Source organism: Arthrobacter sp. MA-N2 (assembly GCF_000517125.1).
Lineage (GTDB): Bacteria > Actinomycetota > Actinomycetes > Actinomycetales > Micrococcaceae > Arthrobacter > Arthrobacter methylotrophus.
Genome location: NZ_KI912155.1, coordinates 510471 through 523341 on the forward strand (window position 1 = coordinate 510471; position 12871 = coordinate 523341).

Consider the following 12871-nt stretch of genomic DNA (forward strand, 5'->3'; position numbering starts at 1 on the left):
GTTGTCTGGGTCGATCCTCCGTGCCGTTTTGGCAGTGTTAGGCGGTGGTCCTGCACCACAGCACACGCAGAAGGCCCGGCCCCCACGAAGGGGACCGGGCCTCGCTTTTAGCAGCCAGGACTAGTGGCTGTGGCCAGCGTGCTCGTCTTCCTCGGCCGGCTTCTCGACAACCAGGGTTTCGGTAGTGAGAACCAGGGCTGCGATGGACGCGGCGTTTTGAAGGGCCGAGCGGGTGACCTTGACGGGGTCGATCACGCCAGCGGCGATCAGGTCCTCGTAGACACCGGACTTGGCGTTGAAGCCATGGTTGGCTTCGAGCTCGGCAACCTTGGCGACCACGACGTAGCCGTCGAAGCCGGCGTTCTGGGCGATCCAGCGAAGCGGCTGGGTCAGGGCGCGGCGGACGATGCCGACGGCAGCAGCCGCGTCACCTTCCAAGGCCTTGACGGCAGAGTCCTCGTCCAGTGCCTTGAGGGCGTGAATGAGGGCAGAGCCACCGCCGGAAACGATGCCTTCTTCAAGGGCAGCACGCGTGGAGGAGACTGCGTCCTCGATGCGGTGCTTCTTTTCCTTGAGTTCAACCTCGGTTGCTGCACCGACCTTGATGACGCCGATGCCACCGGCCAGCTTGGCGAGCCGCTCCTGGAGCTTCTCGCGGTCCCAGTCGGAGTCCGTGCGGCTCAGCTCGGCGCGGAGCTGGGCAACGCGTGCCGCGACGTCCTCGGCCGTACCGGCACCGTCAACGATGGTGGTGTTGTCCTTGGTGACGGTGATGCGGCGGGCGGTACCGAGCACCTCGAGGCCGACCTGGTCCAGGGACAGGCCGAGCTCCTGGGAGACAACCTGAGCACCGGTCAGCGTGGCGATGTCCTGCAGCATGGCCTTGCGGCGGTCACCGAAGCCCGGAGCCTTGACGGCGACGACATTCAGGGTGCCACGGATGCGGTTCACGATCAGCGTGGACAGTGCCTCGCCGTCGATGTCCTCAGCGATGATGAAGAGCGGCTTGGCTGCCTGGAGGGCCTTTTCAAGGAGCGGCAGGAATTCCTGCAGCGAAGAGATCTTGCCCTGGTTGATCAGGATGAGCGCGTCTTCCAGGACAGCTTCCTGGCGTTCGGCGTCGGTGACGAAGTACGGAGACAGGTAGCCCTTGTCGAACTGCATGCCCTCGGTGAGGACCAATTCGGTCTGGGTGGTGGAGGACTCTTCGATGGTGATGACACCATCTTTGCCGACCTTGTCGAAAGCCTCGGCCAGCAGTTCGCCGATCTCGTCGCTTTGGGCGGAGATCGCGGCCACGCTGGCAACCTGGGTGCCTTCTACTTCGCTGGCGTTCTCCAGGAGGCGGGCAGCCACGGCCTGGACCGAGACCTCGATGCCGCGCTTGATCTCACCAGGGGCGGCGCCTGCGGCAACGTTGCGCAGGCCTTCCTTGACGAGTGCCTGTGCCAGCACAGTGGCCGTGGTGGTGCCGTCGCCCGCGACGTCGTTGGTCTTGGTGGCGACTTCCTTGGCCAACTGTGCACCAAGGTTCTCGTACGGGTCGTCAAGCTCAACTTCACGGGCGATGGTCACGCCATCGTTGGTGATGGTGGGCGCTCCCCACTTCTTGTCCAGGACGACGTTGCGGCCACGCGGGCCAAGGGTGACCTTGACCGTGTTGGCGAGCTTGTCAATGCCTGCTTCGAGCGAGCGACGTGCAGCGTCGTTAAACGCAAGCTGCTTTGCCATGGTTGTGTCCTTTCAAGACGGAAAACCCGCACCGCCGATTCAGTCGGAAAGTCCGACTCGATCTGCGGTGCGGGATCCAGGGAATTACTTAACGACGATCGCCAGAACGTCGCGGGCGGACAGAACGAGGTATTCGTTGCCACCGGTCTTGACTTCGGTTCCGCCGTACTTGGAGTAGATGACGACGTCACCAACGGTTACGTCGACGGGTACGCGGTTGCCGTTGTCATCGAAGCGGCCTGGGCCAACTGCAACAACTTCGCCTTCCTGCGGCTTTTCCTGTGCAGTGTCCGGGATAACCAGGCCGGAAGCCGTGGTCTGCTCTGCTTCGAGCGGGCGGACAACAATGCGATCCTCGAGAGGCTTAATGGAGACCGACACTCGGATCTCTCCTTTACGTGAGGTAGTACATGGACTATCAAACCAGGGGTGCCGTGGCGTGCCTACCGTCGTCGCGGTGCCGGTAAGTGCCTGGCGGCATGATTAGCACCCGCCTAGGGAGAGTGCTAATCAAGACTCTATGTAAGCATTAGCACTCGGTCAAGGCGAGTGCCAGAATTCCGTCACGGGTGAACGGGAGAAAGGCCTGTTTCCGGCCCAACAGGCTCCCGCATGCGCCCAGTGTCCGGCGAAATGCGCTCATTGTCCGGCGAGGTCGTCGAAGTCCACGTCCTCGCCGTCGTCGTACTCTTCCTCCGGCGCTGTTCCGCGGTTCCGGTAGAGCACTGCGCCGCTGGCGAGCGCGATGACGCCGAACACCACCAGACCCACGATCGCTCCTATGCGGGCGCCGGCGTAGGTGTCCCGGATCTCGCGGGCTTCGTCCGTGGCGTCCTGGACGCTCTTTCCGGTCATGGAGTAGGTGGCCGCATTGAAGGAGTCGAGGAAGAAAATAATGATCAAGAGCGCGATACAGACAACGGCAATCGAAGCACCCACGATGAGCGCCGGACGGGCATACTTGGACAGACTCCCGGCGAAGGGACGTCTATTGGGGATAGAGGGTGAACCATTGGCGTCGTCAGGCTGGCGTACTGGGTTGTCTTGCATGCCATCAACACTATCGGCCCAAGTGATGCTGAATCCCGCTCCGAGCTGTGTGACGGGCGGCCAGTAGGCTAGTTCCCATGGCTGACACACCCCAGGACCACATTGCGCCGCTGCTGACGACGGAGGGTTGGGAATTGCTGGCTTCCTTGGGACCGTACCGGGAAAGCGAAGCGTTCGCCCTCAATGCACGCTTGCGCAAAGACGGCCACTCCCCCGCTCTGGTGGCTGCCGTCCTCACCCAATCCAGGCTCCGAACCCGGGCCGAATCCAAGTTCGGTGAATTCGCCCGGCAGATGCTCTTCACCCAGGCCGGACTGGAACAAGCCACCCGGCTCAATGTGGCAGCACGGCACGCCGAGCGCTTCGCCAAGGCAGGCACGCAGCATGTGGCCGACCTTGGCTGCGGGCTGGGGGCCGATGCCATGGCGCTGGCCTCCATGGATATCAAGGTCACTGCCGTGGAGCTGGACGAGACCACCGCGGCCTGCGCCACGATCAACCTCATGCCATTTCCCCACGCCTCCGTGGTGCACTCCGACGCCACGTCCGTGCCACTCGACGGCTTCGACGGCGTCTGGCTCGATCCGGCGCGCCGTACGACGTCGACGTCGGGCACCAAACGGATCTGGGACCCGGAGGCATTCTCGCCGCCGTTGTCCTTCGTGGAATCACTGGCTGCTTCCGGCAAGTCGGTCGGTGTCAAGATGGGCCCCGGGATGCCGCACGAATCGGTGCCTGCCGGCTGCGAGGCACAGTGGGTTTCAGTCGGCGGGGACGTCACCGAGGTGACGCTGTGGTTCAACGACGTGGCCCGCCCGGGTATCCGCCGCGCCGCGCTGCTCCTCGGCCCCCGGGGCGCAGCCGAGATCACCAGCGGCGAGGGTTTCGACGCCGGCCCGGTGCCCGACGTCGGGCCGGTGGAGGGATACCTCTACGAGCCCGACGGCGCCGTTATTCGCGCGGGACTGGTCGCTGATGTCGCCCTCCGGCTCGGCGGCCATTTGGTGGACAAGCACATTGCCTACATCTGCGCCCCGGGGCTGGTGGAGACCCCGTTCGCCCGCGCCTACAAAGTCCTGGAGGTCATGCCGCTCAACGTCAAAGGGCTCAAGGCATGGGTGAAGGCCAACGGAATCGGCGTCCTGGACATCAAGAAGCGAGGCATCTCCGTCACTCCCGAGGAACTGCGGAAACAGTTGCTTCCGGTAGGAAAAGGCTCGGCGAAAGCCCACGGCGACAAGACAGCAACTCTGGTGTTGACCAGGATCGGCGAAGAACGGGTGGCTGTTGTAGTGGAGCCGGTGGCTGCTGCCTGAGGTGGCCCTACTGGGCTCGCGTGAACTCCTCGGCAGCCGCCACTTGTTCCGGCGTCGGAGTTATTCCCGTGTAGAGGACGAATTGTTCGAGGGCCTGGATGGTGGCTACTTCGGCGCCGCTGATCACGGTCTTGCCTGCAGCACGTCCGGCCTTGATGAGCGGCGTCTCTGCCGGAAGGGCGACGACGTCGAACACCACATGCGCGGCCGCTACCGCTTCCTCGGGGAAGGACAGCGAGCCGGACCCGGGTCCGCCGGCCATGCCGATCGGGGTGACGTTGACGATCACGTCCGCCGTCGAATCTCGTAGCACGGCTTCAGAATCGGGTTGCCAAGCGAAGCCATAGAGCCCCGCGAGGGATTGCCCGAGCTTTTCGTTCCGGGCAACGACGGTGACGCGCGAGAATCCGGAGTCGCGGAAGGCAGCCGCGGTGGCCTTGGCCATGCCTCCCGAGCCACGGAGCAGCACGGACGACGCCGGATCGATCGCGTTGCGCTCGATCAGTTGGGCGATGGCCGTGTAGTCGGTGTTGTAGGCCGACAGTACGCCGGCATCGTTGACGATCGTATTGACCGAGTCGATGGCGGCCGCCGAAGCGTCCATGCGGTCCACGAGGGAGATGACTTCTTCCTTGTACGGCATGGAGACGGCGCAGCCGCGGATGCCAAGGCCGCGCACGCCGGCGATCGCGTTCGCCAAGTCAGTGGGAGCGAAGGCCTTGTAGATCCAGTTCAGGCCGAGCGCTTCGTAAAGGAAGTTGTGGAAACGCGTTCCGTTGTTGCTGGGCCGGGCAGAGAGGGAAATACAGAGCGTCATGTCTTTATTGAGGATCGGCATAACGGGACTTCCTTCGCGTAGCGGGTTCTCTGCCCAGCCTAGACGGGGAGCTATCCTTGGCGCGCCTTGAAGCGAGGATTCAGCTTGTTGATGACAAAGGTGCGGCCGCGGCGGCGGACCACCTGCGCACCCGGGATCTTCTTGAGGGCATGCAACGAATTCCTGACTTTCATGGGGTTCTCCTTTTGGGGTTTGTGATTGTCGATTCGAGTCCAAACGGGTCGTCAAGTCCAGCGAAGTCGAGCTGCATCTCCGCTTCGCTCAAGGCACATCCGTCCAGCAGCGCCCGGATTTCGGAAGCGTCGACGTCGTCTCCCCGCCCCGTTACGGCCAACACCGTGCCGCGATCGCCGAAGCTGGGGTGCCAGTCGAGGGCGGTCTCGGCGTCGCCGTGGCGGGCACCGGAGTCCGCGAGCCACTCCCCCGTGCTTTCGAGCCAGACGCGCGGCCCGATTCCCTGCACTGCGATCCGCACTTTGGCTGCCGACGCAATCCACAGGCGGCCCCGCATCCAGTGGCAGCCCTCCGCGAGCTTGGGAAGTGCCTCCTGGAAGCGCCGGGGGTGAAGGGGGCGCTCGACTTTGTGCAGCACCGTCCGGAAGCTGCCCGTCTCCTCCTCGAGGGGGACCCTCACGGAACCGCGGCGGACCCGGGCAAGGGCTTCCGCGCCGTCGTAGCAGCCGGGCCGGAAGTCGTCGTCGCGGGCGGGAACCGCAGCATGTGGCGCAAGTTGCCCGAGAAGGTCCAACCCTTGGGCCCAGGCTTTGCTCAACTCGGGACGCGATTGGGTGAGCTCCGCGCCGAGGCCCGCGTGCACCATGACGGTGTCCACCAGACCCAATTCGCCGATGAGAAACTCCCCACTGGTGCGGTCGTCCTCCGGCATGGCCGTGAAGCCGGATTCGTACAGCGTGTGTTTGTCCCAGATATGGTCTTCCAATCCTGAAGGATCGATCGCAACCACTGCGTTGTCAATGATCGCGTCCCCTTCAAGGCTGCGCTTGAGTTCGGTCACCGCCATGTCCACGGAAACACCCGGCGGTAGGCCCAGCACGGCATGGTCATGGCCGGACGCAGCCAGGCGCTCCGCCGTCGGGACCACGTCCAGGCGGATGGTGCAGCTAAGGCAGCCGTGCTCCAAGAGGGTTTGTACCTGCTCCACGATCTCGCCATTGCGGAAGACCCGCCGCAGAACGATTCCGCCATGCAGGAGATCGTGCAGGACCACCGCCGAATCACGGTGCGTCCTGCCAAGTTTCGCCGCGGCTGCTTCGCGGCACTGACTGTCGAGGGAACTAACAACGGAAAAATGCATGCCGACAGTCTAGATGCAAATCACTCTCATTCGCAAAAGCCGGCGATTTCGTCCTCTTTCCGGTCAAGCCGTACGGTATCCCCCCTGCATTAGACTTGACCCAACCGCTGACGGCCCCACAGCGGGCGTTACACAGAGCGCTCATGGCATATCACCGAGGGGACCTACGTGCAGATTGATTTCGCTCCATCCAGGCAGTCGACGCTGGGGGTGGAATGGGAGCTCGCGCTCGTCAACGCACGAACCGGCGAGTTGGTCTCGGTCGCGAATGAAGTCCTGCGCGGCGTGGCGTCCCGGCATCCGGACCTGAACGAAGACGACGAACACCCGCACATCAAACGCGAACTGCTCTTGAATACCGTGGAACTGGTCACCGGCGTGTGCGAAACCGTCAAGGAGGCCAAGGAAGACCTGGCCCGATCTCTGCAGGCGGTCAGGGAAGTTACCGACCCCATGGGCGTAGAGCTGTTTTGTGCCGGAAGCCACCCTTTCAGCCCGCCGCAGCTTCAGCAGGTGACCGACAAAGAGCGTTATGCCAAATTGATCGACCGCACTCAATGGTGGGGGCGCCAAATGGTCATCTACGGCGTCCACGTCCATGTCGGCCTGGACCGGAGGGACAAGGCACTCCCCATCCTCGATGGGCTGGTCAACTACTTCCCCCACTTCCAGGCGTTGTCCGCTTCGAGCCCCTTCTGGGGCGGCGAAGACACAGGCTATGCATCACAGCGCGCCCTCATGTTCCAGCAGCTGCCTACGGCCGGTTTGCCCTTCCAATTTCGCAGCTGGGCTGAATACGAGTCCTACGTCCAGGACATGTTCACCACCGGGGTGATCGACACGCTGTCCGAGATTCGCTGGGATATCCGTCCCGTGCCGAATCTGGGCACCATCGAGATGCGCATTTGCGACGGTTTGGCCAGCCTCGAAGAAGTCGGTGCCATCGCGGCCCTTACCCAATGCCTCGTGGACGAGTTCTCCACCATCCTGGACAACGGCGGCAGCATTCCCACGATGCCGCCATGGCATGTCCAGGAAAATAAATGGCGCGCCGCCCGCTATGGCATGGAAGCGATCATCATTCTCGATGCCGAAGGCAACGAGCAGCTAGTCACGGACCACCTGAAGGAGACGCTGGTGCGGCTGGCTCCTGTCGCGGAAAAGCTTGGGTGTTCGGCCGAACTGGCCGACGTCGAAAAGATCATCGCACGGGGAGCCGGCTACCAACGCCAGCGCCGCGTCGCTGCCCAGCACGACGGCGATCTTCAGGCCGTGGTGCTTGATCTGGTGCAGCAAATGCGGGCCGTTCCGAACCCATAGCCTCCGGCCGGGTTCCCGGCTAAACCGAAACTGTGGTTACCGGCAGGGAAGAGTCCGGGGCGAAAGAGATACCGCTGCGTTCGACTCCCGCCATGATGAGCTGTGATCCCAGGGCCGCGACCATGGCGCCATTGTCGGTGCACAGGGCCAGTGGCGGCACATGCAGGGTGATTCCCGCCGAGCTGCAGCGCTGCCCTGTCAGCTCACGAAGGCGGGAGTTGGCGGCCACTCCGCCACCCAAGAGAAGGTCCGTGATGCCGTTTTCCTTGCAGGCCAACACCGCCTTGGACGTAATGACGTCCACCACTGCCTCCTGGAATGCTGCCGCGATGTCAGCCACGGGGACGTCCTCACCGCGCGCTTCAAACTGCTCCACGCAGCGCGCAACGGCGGTCTTGAGGCCGCTGAACGACCAATCGTAGCGATGGGGCCCCGGCTGCTCGACGCTTCCCATGTACTTGGGTTGCGTCAAGCCGCGCGGGAAGCGAATGGCCTTGGCACTGCCTTGCTTGGCCAGTTTGTCGATGGCCGGTCCGCCCGGGTAGCCCAAGCCCAGGAGCCTCGCCACTTTGTCATAGGCTTCCCCCGCGGCGTCGTCAATCGTGGAGCCGAGCATCTCGACGTCGTCGGTGATGCTGCGGATGCGGAGGATTTCCGTGTGTCCGCCCGAGACCAGCAACGCACCGAGGTATTCCGGCAGCCGGCCGCCCGCACCGAGACCGCTCGCGCCGAGATTGGCAGTGCCGGGACCGCTAGTGCCTCCTGTGCGTCCGTCAAGCAGGCCGACGCCGACGTGGGCCACCAAATGGTTGATCGCATAGAGCGGCTTGCCCGTGGCAACAGAGAGTGCCTTGGCCGCGCAGACTCCCACCATGAGCGCCCCGGCCAGCCCGGGCCCGGAGGTCACGGCAATCGCGTCGATGTCCTCCAGCGCTACGCCTGCCTCGTGCAAGGCCTCCTGCAACGTAGGGACAAAAGCGTCCAGGTGCGCTCGGGAAGCGATCTCCGGAATGACGCCGCCGAAACGGACATGCTCATCCATCGAGGACGACACTGTGTTGCTCAGCAAGGTGGTGCCTCGGACAATCCCGACCCCGGTTTCGTCGCAGGAGGACTCGATCCCCAGCACGAGTGGCCCGGCACCGCCGGTCTGCACAGTGCCGAAGTTGTTCACGTCGCTGGCCTGGTTCACGCAGGGTTTCCTTCAGTCAATGGCAGCCTCATGATGAGGGCGTCGGTGCCGTCTCGGTAGTACCGGGGCCGGACATGGATTTGTTCGAAGCCGAACCGCACGTACAGGGCTTGGGCGCGGGGATTGTCCGCTCGGACTTCCAGGAGCACGTCCGCCGCGCCGCGCCGCCGGGCTTCGGCGATAAGTTCGGTGAGGATGGCGGAGCCAATTCCCTTGCCTTCGAATTCGGGCACGACGGCGATCGTCTGGACATCCGCGATCGGCTCTATGCACATGAGCCCGGCGTAGGCCACAATCTGTCCACCGGCTTCGGCCACCACATAGCGGCGGGTATCGACCTGGGCGAGTTCGTCGAAGAACATTTGCACCGGCCAAGCGTCCACCGGGAAGAGGCGACGTTCGAGGGCCTCGACGGCGGTGACATCCTCGGCGGTCATATCCCGCAAGGTCACGCCGTCGAGCGTGAAACTATTCGACATGTTCACAGTGCACGCTTCCTGGGGCCGGGTACTTGCGCGTCGGATTCCCGCAGGTACAGCGGAGTGGAGTCCGGCAGTTCCACCCCGGCCATCAGGAGTGCCATCGCGAACTTGCCCAGGGAAGCAGCATCGGGTTGGGTGGTGCTGAATTCCTTGTTCGCGTTGACGACGTCCGCGTAGATGCCGGCGCCGGCCCCGAACACGGGGAGATCGGGCAGCTCCGAGGCGAAGCCCACATGCGGGCCGTCCTCGAGCTGCGGAAGCTTGCCTTCGCTGAGCGTGTAGCGCGCCCAGTAGACCTCCTTGCGACGGGCATCCGTAGCCACGAGGAATTCGGCTTGCGCCTCGGTGGACTCGGCCACTTCCAAGGCAATCGCGTCAAGGCTCATGAGCCCGAAAAGGGGCTTGTTCCAGGCGAACGCCAAAGTGCGGGCGGTGGCAATCCCCGAACGAAGCCCCGTGAACGGCCCGGGGCCGACGCCGGTGACAATAAGGTCGATGTCCGCTCCGCGCACACCGGCATCATCCAGGAGTTTCTCGATGCCGGGCGCCAGGACTTCAGCGTGGCTGCGGGTGTCTTCGGTAGCGAAGGACTCCACCACGCGCTCCATGGCACCGTCCGAGACGAGTGCGGCGCTCGCCACGGCCGAGGTATCAATGGCCAGGATCAGCATCAGGCGTTCTCTTCCAGTATTGCGGGGACAGCGCTCCAGCGCGGGCCAAAGCCGCGGAAAACAATGGTGCGTGGTTCGTCGTCGTCCTCGGGGTCGAAGTCCAGCACGGCGCCCGGAACTGTTTCCGCACTGGCGACCGCCGAATCCGTGCCGCCTACGGTCCGGTGCAGTTCGATGTCCAGGCGGCTGTCCGAAAGGTGTTCCACGCGCTCGCGCCCCCATTCGACCACCGTCACGGAGTTGTCCATGGTGTTCTCGAGGTCGATGTCGTCGATCTCGGCGGCAGAGGCCAGGCGGTAGGCATCGACGTGGACCAGATCGGGACCGCCAGGACGCGGACCATCCGGGAGGTTGGGATGGATGCGCACCAGGACAAAGGTCGGCGAGATAACTCCAGCACGGACTCCCAAGCCTTCCCCGAGTCCCTGGGTGAACGTGGTCTTTCCGGCGCCGAGTTCGCCCGTCAGAACCAGCAGGTCTCCTGGCTCAAGGACCCCGGCCAGGGCCGAGCCCAAAGCGTGCGTCGCCTCCGCCGTCGTGACCCCAACGGTGCGTTCCCACAAGGCCTCGCTCATCGGGCATCTGCTTCCGGCGTCTCGTTGACGTAGATGCGCGGCACCCGGGGGCTGATACGGGTGACAATTTCGTAGTTGTTGGTGCCCGCGGCGGCTGCCCAGTCGTCCGCCGTCGGACCGCCGTCGGCGCCATCGCCGAACATGACGGCTTCAGCCCCCAGCAAGCTGGCTTCGTCAGCCCCCACGTTCCCGAAGTCAATGACCATCTGGTCCATGGCAATCCGCCCCACCACGGGATAGTTGACCCCGTTGACGCGTACGGGTCCGCCTGTCGCGATGCGCGGGACGCCGTCGGCATAACCGAGCGGGATGAGGCCCAGGGTGCTCTCGCCGGAAGTCCGGTAGTTGAGTCCGTAGGACACGCCCTGTCCCTCGGGTACCCGTTTGCAGTTGGACACAAGGGTGCGTACCGTCATGGCGGGCCGGAGGCCCAGTTCGGCGGAGCTTTGTCCTTCGAAAGGTGACAGCCCGTAGAGTCCGAGCCCCACGCGGACAAGGTCGAAATGTGCATCAGGGCGGGACAGAGTGGCCGGTGTGTTCGCGAGGTGCCGCACTTCGGTGTCCACCCCTGCGTCCTCCGCCACGGCAATCGCTTCCCGGAAGACTGCCAATTGTTCATCGGTTTCGGGTCGGTGGGGTTCATCCGCCACGGCCAAGTGCGAGAAGATGCCCACTACGCGCAGGAGTCCCTCGTCCTGGTATTCCATGGCCTGGCCCACCAGTTGGTCCCATTGGGTGATGGTGGAGCCGTTGCGGCCCAAGCCGGTATCCACTTTCAGGTGGATCCGGGCCGGACGTTCCTGCTCGCGTGCAGCGGCGACCACGGCGTCCAGCTCCCAGCCGGAAATCCCGACGTCGACGCCGGCGGCAACTGCCGCTTGGAAGTTGCTTTCGGTGGTGTGCAACCAAGCAAGCATCGGAGCGTCAATTCCGGCTGCGCGCAATACCAGAGCCTCTGAAATGTGCGCGACGCCGAGCCATCGTGCGCCGGCGCCAAGGGCCGCGCGCGCCACCTGAATCGCGCCGTGTCCGTAGGCATCCGCCTTGACCACCGCCATCACGCCGGCAGGCGAAGCGACAGCCACGAACTGACGCACGTTGTGCCGGACGGCGTCCAAGTCGATGACGGCTGATCGTTCGAGAACCGTTGCCGAAGCAGATTTCGTCGTGGGCTCGAACCTGGCAGCTGCTTCGTAAGTCACCCTCACGATTCTAGTGCCGCGGTGACGTGCTGTTTGACTGGGGGGCGGTGCCGTGGCCGGCATTCCACCGCTCAGACGTCGGAGTTGTGGGCAATAGTGGCTGTCGCCCGGCGCTGCGCGGCGGGCGGGACGTCCCGCACAATGTCCTTGAGGAAAGCGAACCTTTTGAGCCACTGGCTGGACTGCCGCTCCCGCCGGGCGTTGGCCCGCTTCCACCAATCCGCGATGTCACCCCAACCGGGCGCAGCCAGGGAGCCCCCCACTTGCTGCACTGCGAGCGAAGCACAAAGGTTGGCAAAACGGAGCCGATCTCCCAAAGGCCACGCGGCGAGGCAGCCCACAACAAACGCCGCGCCGAAACAATCGCCCGCGCCCGTGGGGTCATACGCGGTGACAGGAAGGGACGGTACCCATTCCTCCTCCCCGGTTTCAGAATCGACGGCCATGGCGCCTTGTGCCCCGAGGGTTACGACGGCCACGGGAACACGATCGGCGAGCGCATAAAGCGCGGACCACGGATTGTCCATGCCCGTAAAGGCCATCGCCTCCCGCTGGTTCGGCATGAAAGCGTGAAAATTGCCGAGCTGCTCCAGCCGTCTCGACGACCATTCTCCCGAAGGATCCCATCCGGCGTCGCCAAAGAGCTTGATCCCGGCCTTCTTCGCCGCCAGCATCCAAGGCTCTGGCTCCTCGCCAAGATCGGCGACGGCTGCGAGCGCCTTGGGAGGCTCGCCAATCAATTCCGATGCGCTCATGGGCGCGGGGTGTCCGTGGGTGACCATGGAACGATCGTGATCGACACACAGGGAAACGGTAACCGGGGAATGCCAGCCTTCGAACCGCCTGGACAGGGAGAGATCCACATGCTCCTGGCTCTCCAGGATCCGCCAGTTGAAGTCTCCATACCCGTCATCACCAAAGGCTGCCGCCAAGCTCGTCCGCAGCCCAAGCCGGGCGGCGGCGATGGCTTGGTTTGCCACGCCGCCAGGGCACGTACCCATGCCTTGGCTCCACACCTCGGTACCCGGTTCCGGACTGCGGTCCAACCCGGTAAAGATGATGTCTTGAAACACAGTGCCAGCCAGCAGGAGATCACAGCCCCAATCGGCTCCCCCACCCGTCGCATCCCCGCGGAGAGCGGCGAGGGGATCGAATCCGGACCTGGGCGTTGCGTCCATG

General features: G+C 64.2%; 14 protein-coding genes. 2 read left to right on the forward strand and 12 right to left on the reverse strand.

The features are described 5' to 3' along the window. Positions 1–120: 120 nt before the first annotated feature. The 3 genes from groL to A3M3_RS0102700 all read right to left on the reverse strand — a co-directional run bounded on the left by groL (position 121) and on the right by A3M3_RS0102700 (position 2781). Entirely contained in the window at positions 121–1731 is a 1611-nt protein-coding gene (gene groL, locus A3M3_RS0102690; protein WP_028265040.1) for a chaperonin GroEL, read from the reverse strand. A gap of 84 nt (positions 1732–1815) precedes the next feature. Next, positions 1816–2112, reverse strand: a complete 297-nt coding sequence (gene groES, locus A3M3_RS0102695; RefSeq protein WP_028265041.1) for a co-chaperone GroES — start codon at positions 2110–2112, stop codon at positions 1816–1818. Positions 2113–2370: 258 nt separating this feature from the next. Further along, positions 2371–2781 (reverse strand): hypothetical protein, encoded by a 411-nt coding sequence (locus A3M3_RS0102700; protein WP_231497168.1) that lies wholly within the window; start codon positions 2779–2781, stop codon positions 2371–2373. Positions 2782–2858: 77 nt separating this feature from the next. Here A3M3_RS0102700 and A3M3_RS0102705 point away from each other — a divergent pair, with 77 nt between their 5' ends. Next, positions 2859–4097: a class I SAM-dependent methyltransferase gene (locus A3M3_RS0102705; RefSeq protein WP_028265043.1), complete on the forward strand. Its 1239-nt coding sequence runs from the start codon at positions 2859–2861 to the stop codon at positions 4095–4097. 7 nt (positions 4098–4104) lie between these two features. Here the strand turns inward: A3M3_RS0102705 and A3M3_RS0102710 are convergent, their stop codons facing one another. From A3M3_RS0102710 to A3M3_RS0102720, 3 genes are read right to left on the reverse strand one after another with little or no spacing between them, the layout of a single operon-like run. Then, on the reverse strand, positions 4105–4935 hold the full coding sequence (locus A3M3_RS0102710) for a shikimate 5-dehydrogenase (protein ID WP_028265044.1): 831 nt from the start codon (positions 4933–4935) through the stop codon (positions 4105–4107). A 50-nt stretch (positions 4936–4985) separates the two neighbouring features. After that, complete coding sequence (gene ykgO / locus A3M3_RS0102715; RefSeq protein WP_028265045.1) at positions 4986–5108, reverse strand: type B 50S ribosomal protein L36; 123 nt, start codon at positions 5106–5108, stop codon at positions 4986–4988. Next, positions 5105–6250 (reverse strand): GTP-binding protein, encoded by a 1146-nt coding sequence (locus tag A3M3_RS0102720; RefSeq protein WP_028265046.1) that lies wholly within the window; start codon positions 6248–6250, stop codon positions 5105–5107. The genes ykgO and A3M3_RS0102720 overlap by 4 nt, the downstream gene beginning before the upstream one ends. 168 nt (positions 6251–6418) lie before the next feature. Here A3M3_RS0102720 and A3M3_RS0102725 point away from each other — a divergent pair, with 168 nt between their 5' ends. Beyond that, positions 6419–7570, forward strand: coding sequence for a glutamate--cysteine ligase (locus tag A3M3_RS0102725; RefSeq protein WP_028265047.1), 1152 nt, complete (start codon positions 6419–6421; stop codon positions 7568–7570). A 19-nt stretch (positions 7571–7589) separates the two neighbouring features. Here A3M3_RS0102725 and tsaD read toward each other — a convergent pair whose 3' ends face one another. From tsaD to A3M3_RS0102755, 6 genes are all read right to left on the reverse strand, one after another. Then, entirely contained in the window at positions 7590–8699 is a 1110-nt protein-coding gene (tsaD, locus tag A3M3_RS0102730) for a tRNA (adenosine(37)-N6)-threonylcarbamoyltransferase complex transferase subunit TsaD (RefSeq protein WP_028265048.1), read from the reverse strand. A gap of 59 nt (positions 8700–8758) precedes the next feature. Further along, entirely contained in the window at positions 8759–9241 is a 483-nt protein-coding gene (gene rimI, locus A3M3_RS0102735; protein WP_035741258.1) for a ribosomal protein S18-alanine N-acetyltransferase, read from the reverse strand. Between the two features lie 2 nt (positions 9242–9243). Then, positions 9244–9915, reverse strand: coding sequence for a tRNA (adenosine(37)-N6)-threonylcarbamoyltransferase complex dimerization subunit type 1 TsaB (tsaB, locus tag A3M3_RS0102740; protein ID WP_028265050.1), 672 nt, complete (start codon positions 9913–9915; stop codon positions 9244–9246). Continuing rightward, a complete protein-coding gene (gene tsaE, locus A3M3_RS0102745; RefSeq protein WP_028265051.1) occupies positions 9915–10490 on the reverse strand; it encodes a tRNA (adenosine(37)-N6)-threonylcarbamoyltransferase complex ATPase subunit type 1 TsaE in 576 nt (191 codons plus the stop codon). Before tsaE ends, tsaB begins: the two co-directional genes overlap by 1 nt. Continuing rightward, positions 10487–11692 carry an alanine racemase gene (alr, locus tag A3M3_RS0102750; protein ID WP_028265052.1) on the reverse strand — a complete coding sequence of 402 codons (1206 nt, stop codon included), beginning with the start codon at positions 11690–11692 and terminating at the stop codon, positions 10487–10489. Before alr ends, tsaE begins: the two co-directional genes overlap by 4 nt. A 71-nt stretch (positions 11693–11763) precedes the next feature. Then, positions 11764–12870 (reverse strand): carbohydrate kinase family protein, encoded by a 1107-nt coding sequence (locus tag A3M3_RS0102755; RefSeq protein WP_028265053.1) that lies wholly within the window; start codon positions 12868–12870, stop codon positions 11764–11766. Between the last annotated feature and the right edge of the window lies 1 nt (position 12871).